Origin of the sequence: Kurthia sp. FSL E2-0154, from assembly GCF_038003625.1 — a bacterium.
GTDB classification, from domain to species: Bacteria; Bacillota; Bacilli; order Bacillales_A; family Planococcaceae; genus Kurthia; species Kurthia gibsonii.
Genome location: NZ_JBBOPO010000001.1, coordinates 2,845,508 through 2,866,359, shown reverse-complemented (window position 1 = coordinate 2,866,359; position 20,852 = coordinate 2,845,508). Strand labels below are relative to the sequence as shown.

Here is a 20,852-nt window from a genome sequence, read left to right as displayed (position 1 = left end):
ATTTATGTCCCAGCCTCTTTTTCGATTTACTCTACGCGACTATTTGATGAACTTGTTTTAGCTTTTGATTTATTTGACTCAACAAACTCTTCACGCGTATAGACATCATCTACATGCATATTAAATTCCACTACATCCAGTCCCGTCATTTGCGAGATATTTGCTTTTACATTTTGATAAGCAGTGCGATAAATTTCTGGCACGCTCAATCCATATTCAACATAGACTGAAACATCAATTGCAACTTGCTTCTCACCAATATCTGCTTGAATACCTGCTGTTAAATTTTCATTGCCTGTTAATGTTTTTTGTAGACCTTGGAATAGATTACCACTCATTCCTAGAATCCCTTTTACATCCGTTGTTGCAAGTGCTGCAATCTTTTTAATCACTTCATCATCATATGTTAAATGACTTTTATGTTGTTCTTCCTTTTCTTTTTTTTCTAATTCTACTTCTTCTGGTGTTTTTTCTGTTGAACGTACATTTTGATTTGACATGAAATCACTCCCATTTTTTACGATCTTTTATTAAATAGTGCATCAATGTAAGATGCAATATCCAAGTCATGGTCTACCCACTTACCAATGAGATACCCAATAAGTAGAAATACTAAAACCATAACTGCATATCCAAAACCAACTGTTAAAAATAACACACTAAAAATAATTGCTGCAATTAAGCCTACTATACGCCCACGATAGCGTATGAATACTTCTTTATTATTCATGACGCTCCTCCTTATACGACGCGTTGTTTTTTGCTTGTTTTGCCTTCTAAATCAATTACATAAATCTGTACTTCACTTACTTGCACTTCTAACATTCTCTCTAAATCATCTTTCAATCTTTGCTGCATCTCTTTCGCTGTTTGTTGTACGGCACTATTTTTAAAAACTGAAAATGTAACAGTAAGTTTAATTTTTTCAGCTTTTGAAAAAATCTCAGCCCCGACTTCAAGTGAACGAATGCCATCAAATTTTTTCGCAATATTATACGCCATGGATTCAATTGACTTTTTAGAGATACTGATTTCACCTAAACTTGTATCAATATTTAAATCTTTTCGTGTACTAGGTGACGACTTAAAACTACTAAAGAATAAAATAAGCGACACCAATGCAAGAAATGATACAAGTGAAATGACTACAATGAAGAAAGAGCCATTCTTTGGGAATTCAAGTACATATGCTACTGAATCATATACTTCTATCAGCATAAGAATGATGCTAAGTGATAGTAAAAATGTTAATAAAGCATAGATACCAAAAATCCATCTCAAACCCATATTCATTTTTTAACCTCCAGCCTATAACCAAGGTATTTAAAATTTATTCTTTAAAGATTGGCTTACACGAATTATTTACCCAGACTACTCTCCATACAAACACTTAAATTATTTTACGAATAGCTTGAATTTATATTTTTCTTGCTTGATTAACGAACTTTCCCGTTACATTCTCGTCATATATTGTAATAGAAGTGAAACAGATTGCATTACACATTAATACAGTTAATGTTTTCGTAAATAAACATTACAATTGTGTAATATTTCTATTTAATGCTCTTTTTTTCATCTTTTTGTCACGAAAATGTAATTGACTTATAAATATCTTATTGGTAAGATATAAATATATTAACAAAAGAGAAAGAGGTAATGAACATGACTGTTACAATTTATACACAAACTAGCTGTACATCATCTAAGAAGGCTCTACAATGGTTAGAAGAGAACGCAATTCCATATGTAGAAAAACGCATTACATCAGATCCGTTAACACTTGCTGAGTTCAAACAAGTTCTAAGTATGACAGAAGACGGCACAGATGAAATTATTTCAACGAATTCAAAAGACTATAAAAACTTAAATTGCGATATTAATCAGTTATCAATTCAAGAACTTTATAGTATTATTAAAGACCACCCAAAAATGTTGCGTAGCCCAATTTTAATTGACGATAAGCGCCTACAAGTTGGATATAACGAGATGGATATTCGTCGTTTTATTCCACGTAAAGTACGTGCATATGAATTATTTGAAATGCAACGCTTATCAAATGATTTCTAAATGAATCACGTTGGAGATGAGTTACCCTATGATGAATAATAAAGAAAAAGAGCACAGCATCTCGTCTCTTTTCGAGATTGCTGCAGCTCTTGAAAGAAAATGGGCAAACGAATGGAACAGCCATAATAATATGGGTCTTTCAAAAACCCATATTTTATTACTCGATCTTTTAGAATCGAATGGCCCTGTTCGCCCATCTGATTTAGCTGAAAAGCTACATGTCACGACTGGCGGTGTAACCGTTCTAACTACGAAGCTCATCAACGCAGGTTATATCAAAAAAACAAAGAATGTAGCCGACCGACGCGCTTATCAGATTGAAATTACTGATGAAGGAATCCAGTTGCTCGATAATGCCTATGCGCATATTGAGTTAATGGTTCAGCGTATGTTCGGTATGCTTACAGAAGACGAAGTGGATACACTTCGCAAAATATTCTCTAAACTCTTACTTGGTTAATTGAACACAGTCATGTTCAAAAGCCATCTTTTACATGCCTTCCACATTTTCAGATGTGGGTTTTTACATGTTTAAGATGGCTTTTTTTATATGTAGTAGAGGAATCGTATATCTGTTTATATACGATTCCAATCTATATGAACTCACAATGACGATTGTGAGATTAGGGGGACAGTTTTATACAATATTTTATATTAATTATGCTGGTAGGATTGCTGTAGCTGTTGTATCATCTTGTAACATCATTTCTTTTAGACGTTGTTTTGCACGGAAAAGACGTGATTTTACTGTACCGATTGATACTTTCATTAATTCTGCAATCTCAACTAATGAGTATTGTTTTACATAGAAGTAAAGTAGTGTATTGCGGTAAATACCGTCTAGTTGATTGATTTTTGCTTGTACTAATTGCGCTACATCTTCTTGCTCAATTAATTCTTCTGTTGTTGGTTCATTGTTGGGAACCAAATCTAAAACAGGTACGTCTAATGTATCAGGTTGGTTCATCATGTATTTGCTACGACGTACATTTTTGCGATAGCGGTCGCGGAATGTATTCATGCAAATTGTTGTTAACCATGCTTTTAAGTGGTCGACTTGTGCAACGTATGATTCATAGCGGACAACTTTCACCCATACTTCCTGCATTAAGTCTTCTGCTTCTGCTTTATTACGTGTTAATTTTAAACATAAATGATATATGTAGCGATTATATTCTTCATAAACTTCTTCAAGTTGAATTGTCATCTTTAAAACCTCCAGATATTGCTTTCTTTGTTATACTCTTATTATCTGTGAAAACAACCTTACGCTCTATCGGTTTTGCTTTCACTTTCATTACAAACGTGTAAGGTTTTTGTGCAATTTATGTAAGAATAAGAACTTACTCCTTGTATAACCAAAAAACGAACCCCCGATTTTACATCAGAGGTTCGTTTATTTTTATAGAATCGATTCGATTTTTAAATTGACTTAAATGCTTTCGCTTGTTCACGAATGCCTACTTCAGCAGCAAAGCGTTCGATACTTGATGCTCCGAAGAAGCCACATACGCCTTCTACACGCTCGATTACATACGCTGCATCTTCAGGTTCTGCAATTGGACCACCATGACAAATAACTAAAATGTCCGGGTTCACACTTCGACCTGCTTGAACAATTTTTTCAATACGCTCAACACAGTCATCTAATGTTAAAGCTGTCTTTGCGCCAATTGCGCCTTTTGTTGTAAGTCCCATATGTGCTACTAATATATCTGCTCCTGCTTTTGCCATCGCAGTCGCTTGGTCTTCATCAAATACATACGGTGTTGTGAGTAAATCTAATTCGTGTGCTTTTTTAATCATCTCAACTTCTAAATCATACCCCATACCTGTCTCTTCTAAATTTTGACGGAACACGCCATCAATTAGACCTACTGTTGGGAAGTTTTGTACACCTTTGAAGCCTTGATCTTTTAATTGTTTTAAAAATACATCCATTACGCGGAATGGATCTGTACCGTTCACACCTGCTAATACTGGAATATCTTTAACGACAGGTAACACTTCTTGTCCCATCTCGACAACGATTTGATTCGCGTCACCGTAAGAAAGTAAGCCAGCTAAAGAACCTCGACCTGCCATACGGTAGCGACCTGAATTGTAGACAATTAGCATATCTGCTCCGCCTGCTTCACTGCTTTTCGCTGTAATCCCTGTGCCTGCACCTACTCCCAGTAACACATTCCCGTTTGCTAGTTCTTGTTTGAATTGTTCCATAATTTCTTGACGTGATTGTTGATTCATTTGAAACACTCCTTTTATTTTTTCATGATTTGAATTAATTGTTCTGCAGCTTTTTCTGCAAATGCTTGTTCATTAATATGAAGATTTTCTTCATAGATTGTAACTTGTTGTGGATTGACTCCCTGCTTCACTGCCTCAAATAATGTACGGTCCTCACAAAGTCCATGGAAGTCTTGTCCGACTGCGTCGAGTGCCGAAACTCCCTGTAGCGGAATCATTAAAGTTGTTGGACCTTTTGCAAGATTCAATTTTTCTGCGATGATTTTACCTAACTGCTCATTTTCTTCAATTGTTGTACGCATTAATGTTACCGTTGGGTTATGGCGATAAAATTTACGTCCTTTAAATTTCGTTGGCACTTGATCGACTGGTCCAAAGTTCACCATATCAAGCGCACCTAATGAGACAACTTGTGGAACCCCTTTTCGACCTGCTGCCTCAAGTCGGTTCGGTCCAGCATTCAGTACACCACCAACGAGTTCGTCTGCCCACTCTGTTGTTGTGAAATCTAATACCCCTTCAATGTAACCATCTTCAATTAATTGTTCCATCGTGCGACCACCGACACCTGTTGCGTGGAAAATTAATACTTCATAGCCACGTTCCTCTAAGTAACTTGTTGCAAATTGTACACATGGTGTTGTAACACCGAACATCGTTGTCGCGACTAATGGTTTTTGTTCTAATTCCACTTTATTTTCAAACTGCAACATACCTGCAATCGCAAAAACAGCATTCGTGAAAATTTTTGTTGAAATCGAATTTAATCCAGCTACATCAACAATAGAAGGTAACATCATAATATCGCTTGTACCGACATAAGGTTCTGTATTACCTGATGCAACGGTTGATACCATCACTTTAGGTACACCGATTGGTAGTTGACGCATACCTGGTGTTGCAATCGATGTCCCACCTGATCCACCGAATGATAAAACACCATCGAATTTTCCTTCTTTAAATAATTGTGGTAATAGCTTTTCCATTCCATTCGCTAAAACTTCTGTCGCAAATGCGCGGTCATTCTTTTGCTGAACATTTTCTAACTGTTCCTCTGCATATTCCATCACTGTGCGATTGGAGCAATCCGGTATAAATGTAGGTTCAAAAACACCTGTATGAATCGTATATGTGTTAAAACCCAGTGACTCGATTAACTCTTTGACAAATAAAAATTCTTTTCCCTTTGTATCAAATGTTCCAATTAAAGCAATTGTTTTCATTTGGATATCCCCCTTTGAGATGTAAGCACTTTCATTGTTGTTATCTTGATTATATCGAAAGAAAAAAGACAACTACATGTGTTTATCAATCACAAAGTTGTCTTTATATATTCCTTTGGTGCTATTCCTTTTACTTTTTTAAACATTTTACTAAATTGAGCATAATCCGTATACCCAACCATTTCGGCAATTAAGAATAACGGAAGTTGTGGGTCTTTCATTAAATCAACTGCACGATTCATACGGTATTCGATTAAATATCGCTGAAAGGAGATGCCGACCACTTTTTTAAATTGTTTACTTAAATGCGTGCTACTAATGTTTAATTGCTGTGCCATTCTTTCGAGCGTAATATGTTGCGCATAATAAAGTGCAATATACTTCTTCGTTGTATTCACATAGTCATGCACATGATTAATACCATCAATTACTTTCTGTGTGACGTCATCATATTGAAAATCTTGTAACTGTTTAAAAGAAGTTGTAATCTCCTCTACAATATACTCCGTTGGAATACGTTCAAATGTAGAGCCACCAATATAGCCTTGAATTAAGTGGTCTGTCATCATAAATTGCGCGTCAATGGGCTTATTAATGATTCCACCATAAATCATACGAATGACATATGGATTTTGTTCGATTACACGTTCAAAAATACGCTGTGCCATCTGTTTAGCACTTTGTAAATTTTGAATTCGCTTTGCGCCGAGATGCCCACCGACTGTTAAACCAAGATGAACACAAATAATATCTGCACCGACAGCCAACATATTCATCGCCTGCTGTTCATTAAAAACGAACGCGACTGTGAATAGCCCTTTCTCATGTGCGTAACGAATCGCTTCAACTTCTTGTTCATAACTCATACCTGCTTCTTCTAAAGCTTCCGCAAACTGCCCATCAATTAAGCCAACACTCGGAAAGTTATTAATTCCTTGAAAGCCTCGTACCGCGACTTCATCTATGTACGCATGTAAATTAATTGTAGGGTCGGTTGCTTGAACGCCTAAAACGACCGGAATATTCTGCGCTACTTTTTGTAGCTCACGCGTTGCAAATTCCATGACAAGTTCATTGCTATTATCATAGGCTAAAAAACTGCCGAGAGAACCTACACCCATTTGCCGATACTTCCCTGCACTTAGCGCTAATAAAAAGTCAATGCCACCTTTTACTGCACTTTTAGCAACAAGTCCACCACCAACTGCCGCTGCAATAATCGGTTCATGTTGCGCTACTTTTTGCTTTAAATGTGTAACTAAATCACGCATACAATCGCCCCTTATCTTTTCCTCTCTTTTTAGTTTAGTAGATTGTGACGAACTACACCATGCAAAGTCTAATGTTTTACAATAAAAAAGAAATCCCGTCTTACGAGATTCCTCTTTCTCATTTAATCTGGCTTTAATAATTTTGGCTGTCTTTTTCCAAATGTCGGTTTGACTTCCGAGAAAATAATGGCAGCTAAAATAAGCACAGCGCCTATTACCATACGTCCTGTTAATACTTCATGCAAAAATACGACCGAGAAAACCATACCAAAGAATGATTCCATCGATAAAATGATGGCTCCCTGTGTTGCAGATGTATATTTGAAAGCGATGTTTTGGAATAAGTACGCCACGATTGTAGAGAATACGGCGAGATAAACAATCGAGAATAGACCGCCTGTTCCAACACTTTCAATACTTGTTGGGACATCACCTCTTACTAGCACGAATAAAGCACTAATTACTGCTGCTGAAATAAATTGAATAATCGTTAATAAAATAGCATCTTCATTTTGAACAAATTTATTCGTATAAAAAATATCAAACGCGAAAGCAACCGCACATAATAGCGTTAAAATATCGCCAATATTCATTGTGAATGAACTTTGCAATGAGAGTAGCGCAATCCCGATTAATGCTGTAACTGCCCCAATCACTTCGAAACGATCAACTTTACGCTTGTACACTGCATAGGCAATTAACGGAACAACTAATACGTTCACAGCTGTTAAAAAAGCATTTTTAGATGGTGTTGTATATTCAAGACCCACTGTTTGTAACACGAAACCTGTATAAAGAATAGCGCCTAAAATCGCTCCCTTCCAAATGACACGTTTCGTTATTTTTTTAAATTTATAACCAAATAAAATAATTAGTAGAATAGCGGCTAATATGAATCGCCCAGCCATTAATTGATAGGCGTTGAGGTAATCCAAACCGATATCTGTGACAACAAATCCACTGCCCCAAACAACTGCTGTTACCATCAACATAAGTACACCTATATGTTGTTTCATTCGTTCTCCTCCTTTTAGCTTTTGTAAGCATATCATGTAAAGAGAACAAAATGTTTCATGTATTTTCTAAAAAAATTAAATTATTTTTGTATTTTTTACAAATCTAAATGTTTTTTTAACAGATATAACTTAATTGCAACAGATAATTGCTCAAAAAACTGCATGTCATTTACTTCTGGCGATAAAATCGTCTTCATCTTTGTAATACGATAACGAATCGTATTCGGGTGGCAATAGTGTAACTCCGCAACAGCTTTAATATTCCCTTCTTGTAAAACATATGAGATGGCTGTTTCTAAAAAGTGATCCCACTCCTCTAACGGTTCAATCCATTCATCTATATATCTTTTAACGAAAGAAGGTTGTTTTTTCATTAATTCAATTAATAATTTCTCTGTTTTCAATGTATCGTATGAAAAAATTGCTTGGTTATAAAGATTCGCAAAAATATTAGCGTAACACGCTTCTTGTAATGCTTTTGCTAAATCTTGCTCTGTTTCATGAACATTACTCATACCAATCTGGATTGGCGCTAATTCCTTTTTACAAATTTGTAAAATCTCCATCATCCTTTCATAAAAAGGCGCTGATGAACTATGATTCGTCATGACCATAATCATTTGCTGTTTATAACGAGTAATTAATCCTGTACGTAAAAAAGGTTCTAAACGAAATAAATTATATGAAGCAATGTGCGGACTTGAAATACTCACTACATATGCATATGTCTCAAAAGGTCGGTTCAATTGGCGCATAAGTGTAGATTGTGTTTCGCGGTCTAAATCATCTTCAATTAAACGAGCAACCGTTGTCTCTAAAAATTCGACTTGTGAAGCACGTGTACGATAATTCATCGCCTGAAAAATAATATCTTCAAAAAACTCATCACCGCCGAATTTTAAAACAGGAATCTCTTTTTCCACTGCTAATTCTAAAACTTCAGATGGTAAATCTTTATAAATCACTGGCTTATAAGCGAATGCACTAATATGTAGGTCCGCAAATCGTTCTACCATATCCATCAGTAGTTCCGGTTCATGTTGTGCAAATAGCAAACTTGTCAACACAAGACTATCCTCTGTGAACATCTTTTCACGCGTTCCTTCAAAGCCCTTAATAAACTCAAAGTCTAAAATTTCAACGTTCTTCATCTTTTTGTGTAGAAAATCTTCCCCTGCTACAACCTCAAAATCCTTTGTAATCGGTAATTCTAAAAAATTCTGAACGGTCATGACCATTTCTTCCACCTCCAACTAACTTTCCTTTTTTTATTGTACTTTTTAACTTAAACAGTATTCCAGTTATATCTATGAACGTTCCAAATATTCCGCCTATCGAAACATATGTTATACTAGAGCTAATTACGTTAGAAATGAGGGATTTTAAATGGATCAATTACAACAAGTCGATCAATATTTTACAAATCATCGTGAAAAGCATTTAGAAGAAATGAAAGAATTTTTAGCCATTCCAAGTATTAGTTCACTTTCTGAACATAAGACAGATATGCAAACAGCTGCTGATTATTTAGCAAACTTGCTTGAAAAAGCAGGTATGGAAAATGTACAAGTACAACCAACACCAGGACATCCTGTTGTAACGGCTGAATGGTTACACGCTGAAGGTCGTCCAACCGTTCTTGTTTACGGTCACTATGACGTACAACCTGTTGACCCAATTGAGCTATGGGATACAGAACCATTTAAGCCTGAAATTCGTGACAACAAGATTTACGCACGTGGTTCAAGTGATGATAAAGGTCAAGTATTCATGCATGTCAAAGTACTTGAAGCTTTATTACAAACAGAAGAAAAATTACCTGTTAATGTGAAAGTCATCTTCGAAGGTGAAGAAGAAATCGGTAGCGTTCATTTAGACCAATTCATCGCTGACCATAAAGAAGAATTAGCAACAGATGTTGTATTAATTTCAGATACAGCACTATACGGTCCTGGTAAACCAGCTGTATGTTATGCACTTCGTGGTTTAGCAGGTATCGAAATTACAGTAAAAGGTTCAAAACGCGACTTACACTCTGGTGTTTACGGTGGCGGTGTACAAAACCCAATCCATGCATTAGCTGATTTATTATCTTCATTCCATGATGAACATGGTACGATTTCTGTAGAAGGTTTCTACGATTCTGTGCGCCCATTAACAGATGAAGAACGCGCAACTTATGCAGAACTAGACTTCAGTGAAGAAGATATTAAAGAAGAAACAGGCGTAAAAGAATTATTCGGTGAAGAAGGCTTCTCCTATTTAGAACAAACTTCTGCCCGTCCAACACTTGAAGTAAACGGTGTATTCGGTGGCTTCTCAGGTGAAGGAATTAAGACCGTTCTTCCTGCTCAAGCTGGCGCAAAAATTACATGTCGTCTTGTTCCAGACCAAGATCCAGACGAAATCGTTCGTCTTCTTCGTAAACATATTGAAGCGAACAAACCTGCTGGTGTAGACGTTGAAGTAGCTGAATTTGATAAAGGTAAACCGTTCATCACACCGATGGATCACCCACTCATTCAAGCAGCTGGTCGTTCATATGAAACGCAATATGACGCAAAAACAGCTTATGTACGTGAAGGTGGTTCGATTCCAATCGTCTCAACATTTGATGAAATTTTAGGCGCACCTGTTGTTATGATGGGCTTCGCACTATCAACAGAAAACATTCACGCACCTAACGAACACTTCCACTTAGAAAACTTTGATAAAGGTCTACGTGTCGTAAGTGATTACTTCCACGAAATCAAAGATTACAAAAAATAATAAAAAAAGAAACAGCTCGATTATAACGAGGCTGTTTCTTTTTTATCATTATAGACATGTATCAATCGCAATATGAATCGTAATCGTACCATCTGCTTCATATTTTTCAAAGTCGTATGTATAGGCGCGATTGATAATACCTTCTTCTTCTTCTTGCCAAATCTTTTGCCATGTTTTAAATACACCCATCGGATCATGATGATCCACTACATAGCTTTTATAGGCTGTATTGACATCAATATTCAAGTCACCAATTTGACTTTCGCGATATACACCTACTGTATAATCACCTTTATAATTATTCTCATATTGACTATATACACCATAAAGAACAGTGCCATCTAGCTTGTAAGGTGTGGCCTCGTTCCATAATTGGTCGAACTTCATCGCCATGTCCGGATCATGGAAATTATTCGTACGAATCTCACAAATTGACTTCAATTGAATCATCCTTCTCATCTCCTTATTTTTATAATATACGAACAAACGTTCTTTTACAAGTAGAAAACGAGTATATAGATATAAAAAAAGGAAGCTATTTCCTCCATAGACGTTGTATCTTCCTACTTATACATTCGGAAAATATTCGTTCTACTTTAGAAATAACTTCAAATTCACAAGATTTTTATTAAAAGAATGTCACAAATTCCTCAATAGATTTTTTTGGTTTTTCAGCAGGAATTGTATCAAAGTAACCAAATTGCAACATCGCAATCGGTCTTTCGCCTGCTTCTACACCTAATTTATTCAAGAACTCCGGTTTCTCTAACCAACCTGGTGTTTTCCAGCAACAACCAATTCCTTCATCCCACGCAAGCAATTGAATGTTTTGAATAAAGCTACTTGCTGCCGCAAAATCCTCTAGGCGTTCTTTTTGACGCAAATCTTCTGGCATGATGACAAAAGCGACAGCACCTGGTGTTGTAAACTTCACCATCTTTTTCGCTAGTTCTTCTACAGATAGTTCTTCCCAGTTCGGTACAACAACATCACGAATAACCGTATTTAATCGTAGTAGTCCATCTTCTGTAGCTAATACGATACGCCACGGTTGACGGTTACCATGGTTTGGAGCCCATTTAGCATCATCAAAAATGGTTAATAGTGCTTCTTTTGAAACAGGTTTACCATTGAATAATTTAATTGAACGACGATTACGAATAACTTCTTTAACAGTAAGAATAATGTCCAACTCCTTCACTTTCATGTAATTTAACTGTATCATATGCTGAAAAAAATAAGAAGTTGCATATGATAACCATTATGTAAAATCGTTGTAAATTAGAAAAGCAGCTAGGTTCAAATATAATATTTCCCCTAGCTACCCTACTATTTATTGTTTCTTAAATAACTTTCCTGGCCAGTAAGCGTAACGTCCCATAACTGTTGTTAGTGCTGGTACAAGTAATGGACGGATAATGAATGTATCCATTAGAATACCGATAGCTGTTACAATACCAAACTGTACAAGTACTTGAATTGGTAATGTACCTAATACTGCGAACGTACCAGCTAAGATTAAACCTGCTGATGTAATAACGCTTCCTGTATGAATGACACCTTCTTGGATTGCCAATTTATGCGGCTTACCATTTTTACGATTCTTCCAAATTTCAGAAATCATAAAGATATTGTAGTCTTCACCAAGTGCCACTAAGAAGACGAATGCATATAGTGGAATTGAACCAGAGATTGCATCGAATCCTAAAACATAATGTAGAACAATCCAACCCGCGCCAAGTGCTGCAACGAATGATAATACAACAGTTCCGACAAGGTAGATTGTTGCTGTAATCGAACGAAGATATACAAGTAATAGTAATGCGATTAACGCAATCATCGTTGGTAGAATCACAGATTCATCTCGAGAGATTGTTTCTTTCTCATCATATTGTGAAGCTGTTTCGCCGCCTACCCATACTTTACCGTCTTCTACTTTTGCATCTTTCAAGAAACCTTCTGTTGCTTTTGTAATCTTCGGTACAGTTTCTAGAGCTTCTGCTGAGTAAGGATTATCTTTTAAACTTACTTCGTATAATTGAATGTTTTTATCTTTTTCACTTTGTTGTGGTGCTGCTACTTCACTCACGTAACTTAATTTTCCAAGATTCTCTTTTAAGTTAACATCTTTGCCTTTTGTATCGACAACGACTTTCATCGGTGCAAGTTCACCAGCTGAGAAGTTATCTTCAATTAGTTTAAAACCTTCACGTGAATTTGTCTCATCTGGGAATGATGATAGTAAATCGAACGTATAGTTAATCTTTGGTGTGAATGCTGCAAGACCACCTAAGAATACAACTGTAATAATAATGATTACCCATGGTTTACCTGTAACAAGATGTGCAACCTTCTTACCAATGCGGTGCTGCGGTGCATGTTGTTTTGGTGCTTTGCCTTTTTTCGCTGCTACTTCCTGCGCCATGTTTTCTGTACGCGGAATGAATGGGAAGAATGCCACGCGACCAATGATCACTAAAATAGCTGGTAGTACAACTAGTGCCGTAATTCCCATGATTAGAACGCCAAAACTAAATGGTACAGCAAATCGATGGAATGAACCATAGTGCGCTAAACCTAATGTCGCAAGACCGATTACGACTGTTAAAGCACTCATCATAATTGCGCCACCCGATTCTTTCATCGAAATCTTCATCGCTTCAAAACGATTTTCTACTTTTAATAATACTTCACGATATTTTGAAATCAGGAATAAACAGTAGTCGGTTCCTGCCCCGAATAATAGAACGGTCATGATGGACACTGCTTGATCGTCCTTATCAATCCATCCCTGCTCTGCCATCAGTCCAAGTAATGGTGAAATCACACCATATGCTAGACCTACTGCAATTAATGGAATAATCGCTAATAATGGTGAGCGATAAATTAAAATTAATAATACTAATACAAGTAATACAGTTGCTGCTAATAATTTAAAGTCTGCATTTTTAAATAGACCTGTTGCGTCAATAGCAATTCCAACAGGACCTGAGTAACGAAGGTTCAGCTCGTCTTTATTATCATAACTACCTGTTGTTTTAACATCTAAATCTTTCACTTGCTTTTTAATATCATCTAAACCAACTTGTAATTGCTCCGTTGTTGATTTTTGATCAAAGAATACAGGTGTAACAAGTGTAGACCCGTTCTCTGAAGCTGATTTCATTAAAGCTTGTGGTGGTAATTTACCAAATGGAGGAAGTGTTGCCTGATGTGGTACGGGGTTGCTCTCTAAATCTTTATATAATTTTTGAATTTTTGCGTAATCCTCTTGATTTAAACCACCCTCGCGGTGCCAAACAAGTAATAATGGAGTACCTGAATCATTTGGAAATTGTTCTTTAATAACTTCTTCCGCTTCTTTTGAAGCTGCGTTTGAAGGTAAATTTTCTGCGTTGTTGCTTTCCACGCTATTAATTTGAGGAAGTGTAAATGATAATACCGCTACGAGTAGAACCCAAAAAGCTAATGTAATCCAACGTCCTTTTTTACCTGCTACTAACGCGCCCCATTGTTCTAATGGGTGCTTTCGCATATTTTCTCACTCCTTTTTTATCCCCTCTCATTATATATACTCTATAGTTAATTAATCAAATAAAATTTTAAAATATGATATAATAACCTCTAAATTCTATTAGAAAGTGAGGGCTTCACTATGTCAGTTTCACCTAAAAATTTAGGTCGCCCTAAGCAAGAAGATCGTGTAATCCCTACAAAAACCCATATTTTAAATACAGCCATCCAACTTTTTTTACAATATAGTTATAAAAATACATCAATGGACGAAGTAGCACTCAAATGTAATGTCACAAAAGCCACTGTTTATTATTATTTCAAAACAAAAGCAGAATTATTTACAGCTGCTGTTGAATCTTTAATGACGACGGTACGTCAAAGTTCTGTAAAGATTCTATCTCAACATATACCCTTTCAAGAGCGACTTGAACAACTAATTATTATTTTTACACGCGCAACTGTCGATATCGATATTCACACATTTATTCGTGAAGCATCATCAAGCCTATCAGAAGACCAATTAAAAAGAATTCAAGCCTCTGAAGATGCCATGCACGATGCAATTGAAGCTTGTTTTGCAAAAGAAGTAGAGAATGGTGTTCTCCCGAATAAGAGTACGAAATTTATGGCACATTTATTTTTATCGCTTCTCAATTTAAGTAAGTTTACCGATTCAAATGGGCAAGGTTTTTTCAACTCTCTTGAAGAAACTGCACATGAAATTACAACATTTTTCTGGAATGGCATTCATAGTAGCAAATAATTGAAAAAAATTCCTTTATTTTTTTCACGAAATCATTTTTTTTAATTAATTTTTGATACAATACAAGTAACAACTAAATTGTACGGAATAATTTTTTAGGAAAGGATGTTATGAAGTGGTTCAGCATGCAGAAAATGAAATTTTAAACACAATTAAATTATGTGACGCAAAAGGAAATTTGAATCCTGCTGCGATTGGTTATGCACGAAAACCTTTAATTCAAAGTAATTTAAAGGGCCACTTCATGCGTAAGAAAAAGTGGAATTATTGGTGTGTATATGGGGATGATTTAATGTTCTCAGCAGCTATTAGTCATCTTGATTATGCAACCGTTTGCTTTGTTTATGTATTAGATTATGAAACACAACGTTTTTTCGAAAAAACAATTACGATGTCACCACTCGGTAAAAAACCAAAGATGTCTGAACACGTACTCGATACAACGATTTGCAATCATAGTGAAATGAAAATTCAGTTTCTCTATGATGGCTATCAAGAAACACAAATAACCGTTACAATTCCTGATTTTGATGGTGAGCTACTGCATGCTGATTTGACCATTCACCATTTAGAGGAAGATGAATCACTCAATGTTGTCATTCCTTGGAATCGCCAAACATTCCAATTCACCGCAAAACATCATACATTACCAACAGAAGGTTATGTAAAAATTGGTGATCGTCGCTACGCATTCGATCGTCGCGATTCTTACGCTGTACTCGACTACGGTCGCGGTGTATGGCCGAGAGAATCTACTTGGAACTGGGCGATGGCATCACAGCGCTGTCGTAATCATCGTGTTGGGCTAAACTTTGGTGGACAATGGACAGATGGCACAGGTATGACAGAGAATGCTTTTTTCTTTGACGGAAAAATGACTAAAATACATGAAGATGTCATTTTCAAATATGACGAGCAAGACTTGATGAAGCCGTGGACGATTCAAACCAAGTTTTCAAATGACGTACGCTTAACGTTCAAACCGTTTTTTGAACGTGTTGCAAAAACCGATGCAAAACTTGTCCAATCAACTGTCCACCAACTATTCGGATACTTTGAAGGCTTCGTTAAGTTTGAAAACGGACAAATTCTTCCGATTCGACAAATGCTTGGTGCTTCAGAAGTGCATAAAGCAAAATGGTAATATATATGAAGAGCCACACTGAATTTTAAAAACAGTGTGACTCTTTTTATTATGATTTATTTTTCCGATGCTTTAATAAAGCATCTGGGACATCTGTAAATACAGCCTCCACCCCTAATTTCTCCATTGCATCGTAGTCTTCTATTTTATTAACTGTGTATACGCGGAATATACTTCCCTTTTGAATATCTTCACGAATTACACCTCTTTTAGCCGCATTCAATGAAATGTGTAAATGCTTCGTACCAATTTTTTCACCATATTCGTGTAGGTTCACTAAAATTTTTTTAAATAGCGCAGCTGTTATATTATTCGGTGCTATACGCAATAATTTTTCGACCATCACATGGTCAAATGATGAATAGATGACACGATCTGTCATATCTAAGTAATCGACTTGTTCCATAATCGCTTGTTCAATTTCAGGATAATCCACCACATCTGTTTTAATCTCAATATTTAAGAGATGATGTGTATCTTTGAAGACACGTAATACCTCTCCAAGTGTCGGAATTTGTGTCCCTTTAAACTTTTTATCTTTCCAACTACCAAAATCAAGTTCACGAAGCTCTGAAAATGTATAGTCTTTCAAATGTCCTTTACCATTCGATGTACGATGAATTTTTTCATCATGATGAACAACAAGTACACCATCTTTTGTACGCTGTACGTCAAATTCAACTCCTTCTACTGGAAGTTTTGATGCTGCTTCAAAAGCTGGTAATGTATTTTCAGGATAATCACCTGAGAAACCTCGATGGGCAAAAATTTTCATATCTTTTCTCTCCTATCTTCCATTACATCATGAAAGGTATTCCTCGTTTTTGCAAATCTTTTTTAAAAAACGTATGATAGTATTTGTCACTCTACCAAAGAAAGCCGTTTTTATCCTTTTATTAAAGGGATTGAAGCAGTATGAAGGGCCGTGTCAAGCATTCCATTACGTTTCAAAAACGATATTTCGATGGGAGGATTCTTTTATGTCTGAACAACATCCTGATTTTCAACAGGAAGCACAACATCTCACTTATGTGAAAAACTTTATGGAAAAATTACTGCATGAATCCGAAGAAGATTTAACTAATACACAAGAAATCATTCGAAACTCCATTGCAGACCTCGACTACTTAGATTCCAGCTTAGGATACTTAAATATTTTAACGAATACACGCTTTTTTGATATGGCAAGTAATCAACAAGAAGGGCTCGAAGCAATTAAATCGAAGCCTTATTTTGCGCGTATTCACTTTGAAAAAGAAGGCGAACCCGATGAAAAACTCTATATCGGTAAAACCTCCCTATTCGATAAAGAAACGCAAGAACCCGTTATTGTCGATTGGCGTTCACCAGTCGCAAATGTCTATTACGATGGACGTTTAGGCGACTTAACGTATATGGTGAATGACATCGAAAATAAAGGTCACCTCTATTCTAAACGCCAATATAAAATTGAAGATGGTGAATTACTTGATGTACGAGATATTGACTTAACGACGAATGATGCGCTACTACAAGATGCACTTGCTGGGAAAGCTGACGTTCGATTAACTGAAATTGTTTCAACCATTCAAGCTGAACAAAATGAAATTATTCGTGCGCATTTAAAACAACCAATTATCGTACAAGGCGCGGCTGGGTCTGGGAAGACGACGATTGCCCTTCACAGAATCTCCTACTTCCTCTACACAATGGGTGAACATTTCGAAGCAGAAAAATTAATGATTTTAGCACCGAATAAACTTTTTATCGATTATATCTCGGATATACTTCCAGAACTCGGTGTCGGCGCAATTTGCCAAACAACATATGAAGAATATGGACAAAAAGCAATTGGACTTTCTTTAAAACTAACTGCTCCGAATGAATTACTTGAATCTCTTATCGAACAAAAAGCAAAAGATGATGTACTCTGGATTACCAAGTTAAAAGGTTCACTCGAATACCGTGATTTAATGGACAGATTAATTGCTGAAATGAATGCGCAGTATGAACAACACTTTACAGATGTCGTTCTTGAAAAATACCGTCTACTACGTGGTACAAAATTATTAAAACTATTCCGTACGGAGTATGCCTACTTGCCAATTGAAAAACGAATTCAAAAGATTAAAGCTGTTGTACAACGTACCGTACAGATGAAAAAAAAGAAGATTTTGTACGATTTGAATCGTAAATACGATGATATTTTAGGACGTGCGCTAAACATCATTGACCCAGTAAAGCGAAAAGCAGAAGTAACGCGCTGGATTGATGAACGTGATATACGCATTCCCGCAATTGAAAAAGAAGCAAAAACACTTGTTACACGTTATATGAAACCTTTCTCAAAACAAAATATTAAAAAAATCTATCGTCAACTTTTAACTGATGACATACTTCTAGCTAAATTAACACCTAACTGGTCAGAAGAAGAACGTCATACATTTTTAACATTCCATCAAAAAGAGCGTTATGCGACAGAAGATTTAGCAGCACTTTATTACTTGCATGCCAAAATTAAAGGAATTTCAGATGAATGGAAAATGCGCGCTATCTTCATTGATGAAGTACAAGATTATAGTCTTTTCCAATTAGCTGCTTTAAGAGATGGACTCGATACAGATTTATTCACGATGGTTGGTGATTTAGCACAGGGGATTCATAGCTATCGTTCACTCACGAATTGGGGACCTGTACGTGAACTATTCCCTCGTGCTTCTTATAAGACACTTCAAAAAAGCTATCGTACAACGATTGAAATTATGGACGTTGCGAATACAATTCTTCAAGGGATGAATGAAAATTTACCACTTGTCGAACCGGTTGTACGTCATGGACTTATTCCTGAATTCCATGAAATGCATGGAATTGATCCGCAGTTGATTCATGCAATAAATGAACAAATTCGATCTAATGGACATTGCTCAATCGCATGTATTTGTAAATCGACAAAAGAAGCAAAAATACTAACAAAGAAGTTACAACAAGCTGAGGTTCTTGCATTACTATTAGATGAAACGTCGGAAATTGACCAAGATGCTATACTTGTCGTACCAAGTCACCTGGCAAAAGGACTTGAGTTCGATGCAGTAATTCTCGTAGCGAGTGAAGAACCTTTTGAAGATACACCACTAGAACGTAAATTACTCTATGTTGCGTTAACACGTGCCATGCATGAATTACATCTTGTAGCACCGACGAAACATTATTTTTTATTGGATTAAATTAAAAGAAGGAATCGCGCTGTTTGTGGCACGATTCCTTTTACTTTTAGTAATCTATTTTCACAACTTATCCATCATTTTTCGCCAGAGTGATTTTTCTGCTTCACGTTCACGTTTTCTCAACTCATCTGCAATTAAATCACTAAGTTGATCATAGAGTTTTTCACCGAAGTGTAAGCCATCGTCACTTTTTCCAACGAGTAATTTTTCATAATCCGGTTGTATATAAACATGCTCAAAAAAATCAATACATGTACACTGATACTGTGCTGCTACACGTTGTACTGCATCTGCATATTCGTGAATGCGTGCATTCGTACGATATTTTTGTTTATGCTCGTCTACAGGAGGTGGCGTAATCAAAATGACTTTTTTAGGACCAATCTTTTTCACAAAAAATGCGAGATTTTCTTCATAAATGGATAAAGGGATTTGTTTCGTTTCAGAACAATCATTCGACCCAAAAAGAATCGTTACGACATCTGGATGTTCTTCCAAAACTTCTGATTTTAAATGCTCTCGCGCAGACACCGTCGTATTCCCAGGAAGTCCGATATTCACATATATATGCCCTTTTACCTTTTCCGATAACATCATCGTCAACATTGGCTTAGGATAACCTTCTTTTCGAGCAGTTAAACTATCGCCAAAACAAACTATTTTCATATGTCACCCTTCTTTGCTGCTTATTTCACAATGTAATAATCGACTTGTTCCACCACTTCAAAACCAGCTTGTTTATAAAAAGTAAGTGCTTCGATATTTTCAGTTTCTACTTCTAATCTAACACTTTCAAGTTGTTGTCTATATGCTTCATTCTTTACCCACTTCACTAAATTTGAAGCGATGCCCTGACGACGTTTGGAAGCTAGTGTTGTAAAAGATGTAATCCATAATTGTCGTTCCAACACTGCTGTTGTAACCATCGCAACGACTTCATCTTGTTGTGTTGCCACAAAAACGTGACTACTCGATTCCTTATCCATGAGCGCAATAAATTCTTCTGTTTCTTCAGGTAAGTCACCAAAACCATCCGACATCATTTGTTGAACAACTTGCAAATCGTCTGGTTGATACGGACGTACATTGAATTCCACGTCATTTTCTTGTTGCGCAGCAGTCATCATCTCAAGCTTTGATGAACTATATACATATCCTTGTTGTTCAAGAACTTGTTTCATCTCTTGACGCTGATTGACAACCGCCATTTCACCTGTCGCTTGTCTTTCTTCTAATCCATGCTTTAACCCATCAATTAATACTTCTTCTAAACCAATTGAACGATATGAAGGTTCAATGACCATCGTCCATTCGTATGCATGTAAACCAAATGCATCAAAAGCACTCAATGCCGCTACTAAGCGGTCATGGTCCTCATCATAGATAAAAACAAAAAAACCAAGTGTATCCCACTCATTCCAATCTTGTTCATGCATCCATTCCAAATAATTCACACCATCAGTTAGCGCCGCATCTTCACATAATTGAGTTAGCTCTTGTTGTGTCAATGTATCGAGTGGATACGTTGCCTTCATCGCAAATACATTCATTTTATCACCGTTACCTTATAGAATATCTCCTATTGTAAGTCCTATTCGCCTTTCGTTCAACTTTCAAGAAAATGGAAAAGGAG

21 protein-coding genes are annotated in these 20,852 nt (G+C 36.3%); 6 read left to right on the top strand and 15 right to left on the bottom strand.

The window, feature by feature from the left end; genetic code table 11:
• Window positions 1–26: 26 nt before the first annotated feature.
• From MHB75_RS14330 to amaP, 3 genes are read right to left on the bottom strand one after another with little or no spacing between them, the layout of a single operon-like run.
• Window positions 27–500: an Asp23/Gls24 family envelope stress response protein gene (locus MHB75_RS14330; RefSeq protein WP_340998459.1), complete on the bottom strand. Its 474-nt coding sequence runs from the start codon at window positions 498–500 to the stop codon at window positions 27–29.
• Window positions 501–517: 17 nt separating this feature from the next.
• Window positions 518–730 carry a DUF2273 domain-containing protein gene (locus MHB75_RS14325; protein WP_340998458.1) on the bottom strand — a complete coding sequence of 71 codons (213 nt, stop codon included), beginning with the start codon at window positions 728–730 and terminating at the stop codon, window positions 518–520.
• 11 nt (window positions 731–741) lie between these two features.
• Window positions 742–1,293 carry an alkaline shock response membrane anchor protein AmaP gene (gene amaP, locus MHB75_RS14320; protein ID WP_340998456.1) on the bottom strand — a complete coding sequence of 184 codons (552 nt, stop codon included), beginning with the start codon at window positions 1,291–1,293 and terminating at the stop codon, window positions 742–744.
• A 369-nt stretch (window positions 1,294–1,662) separates the two neighbouring features.
• Here amaP and spx point away from each other — a divergent pair, with 369 nt between their 5' ends.
• Together spx and MHB75_RS14310 are read left to right on the top strand one after the other, a co-directional pair.
• Window positions 1,663–2,067, top strand: coding sequence for a transcriptional regulator Spx (spx, locus tag MHB75_RS14315; protein ID WP_141273949.1), 405 nt, complete (start codon window positions 1,663–1,665; stop codon window positions 2,065–2,067).
• Between the two features lie 31 nt (window positions 2,068–2,098).
• The gene (locus MHB75_RS14310; protein WP_141273961.1) at window positions 2,099–2,527 is read left to right on the top strand and encodes a MarR family winged helix-turn-helix transcriptional regulator; all 429 of its coding nucleotides are present in this window, start codon (window positions 2,099–2,101) and stop codon (window positions 2,525–2,527) included.
• Between the two features lie 198 nt (window positions 2,528–2,725).
• Here MHB75_RS14310 and MHB75_RS14305 read toward each other — a convergent pair whose 3' ends face one another.
• The 6 genes from MHB75_RS14305 to MHB75_RS14280 all read right to left on the bottom strand — a co-directional run bounded on the left by MHB75_RS14305 (window position 2,726) and on the right by MHB75_RS14280 (window position 9,056).
• Window positions 2,726–3,274: an RNA polymerase sigma factor gene (locus MHB75_RS14305; RefSeq protein ID WP_068456179.1), complete on the bottom strand. Its 549-nt coding sequence runs from the start codon at window positions 3,272–3,274 to the stop codon at window positions 2,726–2,728.
• Window positions 3,275–3,489: 215 nt separating this feature from the next.
• Window positions 3,490–4,314, bottom strand: a complete 825-nt coding sequence (locus MHB75_RS14300; RefSeq protein WP_340998452.1) for a phosphoenolpyruvate hydrolase family protein — start codon at window positions 4,312–4,314, stop codon at window positions 3,490–3,492.
• A gap of 14 nt (window positions 4,315–4,328) precedes the next feature.
• Complete coding sequence (locus MHB75_RS14295; protein WP_340998450.1) at window positions 4,329–5,537, bottom strand: Tm-1-like ATP-binding domain-containing protein; 1,209 nt, start codon at window positions 5,535–5,537, stop codon at window positions 4,329–4,331.
• 89 nt (window positions 5,538–5,626) lie between these two features.
• Window positions 5,627–6,808: a phosphoenolpyruvate hydrolase family protein gene (locus MHB75_RS14290; protein ID WP_340998448.1), complete on the bottom strand. Its 1,182-nt coding sequence runs from the start codon at window positions 6,806–6,808 to the stop codon at window positions 5,627–5,629.
• A gap of 122 nt (window positions 6,809–6,930) precedes the next feature.
• Window positions 6,931–7,824 (bottom strand): DMT family transporter, encoded by an 894-nt coding sequence (locus tag MHB75_RS14285; RefSeq protein ID WP_141273948.1) that lies wholly within the window; start codon window positions 7,822–7,824, stop codon window positions 6,931–6,933.
• Window positions 7,825–7,919: 95 nt separating this feature from the next.
• On the bottom strand, window positions 7,920–9,056 hold the full coding sequence (locus MHB75_RS14280; protein WP_340998445.1) for a PucR family transcriptional regulator: 1,137 nt from the start codon (window positions 9,054–9,056) through the stop codon (window positions 7,920–7,922).
• Window positions 9,057–9,210: 154 nt separating this feature from the next.
• On the opposite strand from MHB75_RS14280, the gene MHB75_RS14275 reads away from it, so the two are divergent.
• Window positions 9,211–10,593, top strand: a complete 1,383-nt coding sequence (locus MHB75_RS14275; protein WP_340998444.1) for a dipeptidase — start codon at window positions 9,211–9,213, stop codon at window positions 10,591–10,593.
• A gap of 48 nt (window positions 10,594–10,641) precedes the next feature.
• Here MHB75_RS14275 and MHB75_RS14270 read toward each other — a convergent pair whose 3' ends face one another.
• From MHB75_RS14270 to MHB75_RS14260, 3 genes are all read right to left on the bottom strand, one after another.
• Entirely contained in the window at window positions 10,642–11,043 is a 402-nt protein-coding gene (locus MHB75_RS14270; RefSeq protein ID WP_141273945.1) for an AraC family transcriptional regulator, read from the bottom strand.
• Between the two features lie 178 nt (window positions 11,044–11,221).
• Window positions 11,222–11,818 (bottom strand): nitroreductase family protein, encoded by a 597-nt coding sequence (locus tag MHB75_RS14265; RefSeq protein WP_340998442.1) that lies wholly within the window; start codon window positions 11,816–11,818, stop codon window positions 11,222–11,224.
• 108 nt (window positions 11,819–11,926) lie between these two features.
• Window positions 11,927–14,128 carry an MMPL family transporter gene (locus MHB75_RS14260; RefSeq protein WP_340998440.1) on the bottom strand — a complete coding sequence of 734 codons (2,202 nt, stop codon included), beginning with the start codon at window positions 14,126–14,128 and terminating at the stop codon, window positions 11,927–11,929.
• Between the two features lie 120 nt (window positions 14,129–14,248).
• Here MHB75_RS14260 and MHB75_RS14255 point away from each other — a divergent pair, with 120 nt between their 5' ends.
• Both MHB75_RS14255 and MHB75_RS14250 read left to right on the top strand, forming a co-directional pair.
• Entirely contained in the window at window positions 14,249–14,872 is a 624-nt protein-coding gene (locus MHB75_RS14255) for a TetR/AcrR family transcriptional regulator (protein WP_340998438.1), read from the top strand.
• Between the two features lie 115 nt (window positions 14,873–14,987).
• A complete protein-coding gene (locus MHB75_RS14250; RefSeq protein WP_340998436.1) occupies window positions 14,988–16,016 on the top strand; it encodes a DUF2804 domain-containing protein in 1,029 nt (342 codons plus the stop codon).
• Between the two features lie 49 nt (window positions 16,017–16,065).
• On the opposite strand, the gene MHB75_RS14245 is transcribed toward MHB75_RS14250, so the two are convergent.
• Window positions 16,066–16,791 carry a glycerophosphodiester phosphodiesterase family protein gene (locus tag MHB75_RS14245; protein WP_340998435.1) on the bottom strand — a complete coding sequence of 242 codons (726 nt, stop codon included), beginning with the start codon at window positions 16,789–16,791 and terminating at the stop codon, window positions 16,066–16,068.
• A gap of 205 nt (window positions 16,792–16,996) precedes the next feature.
• Here MHB75_RS14245 and helD point away from each other — a divergent pair, with 205 nt between their 5' ends.
• Window positions 16,997–19,219, top strand: coding sequence for an RNA polymerase recycling motor HelD (gene helD, locus MHB75_RS14240; RefSeq protein WP_340998434.1), 2,223 nt, complete (start codon window positions 16,997–16,999; stop codon window positions 19,217–19,219).
• Between the two features lie 60 nt (window positions 19,220–19,279).
• Here helD and MHB75_RS14235 read toward each other — a convergent pair whose 3' ends face one another.
• Both MHB75_RS14235 and MHB75_RS14230 read right to left on the bottom strand, forming a co-directional pair.
• Window positions 19,280–19,885, bottom strand: coding sequence for a GDSL-type esterase/lipase family protein (locus MHB75_RS14235; protein WP_340998432.1), 606 nt, complete (start codon window positions 19,883–19,885; stop codon window positions 19,280–19,282).
• Window positions 19,886–19,905: 20 nt separating this feature from the next.
• Window positions 19,906–20,769, bottom strand: coding sequence for a GNAT family N-acetyltransferase (locus MHB75_RS14230; RefSeq protein ID WP_340998430.1), 864 nt, complete (start codon window positions 20,767–20,769; stop codon window positions 19,906–19,908).
• Between the last annotated feature and the right edge of the window lie 83 nt (window positions 20,770–20,852).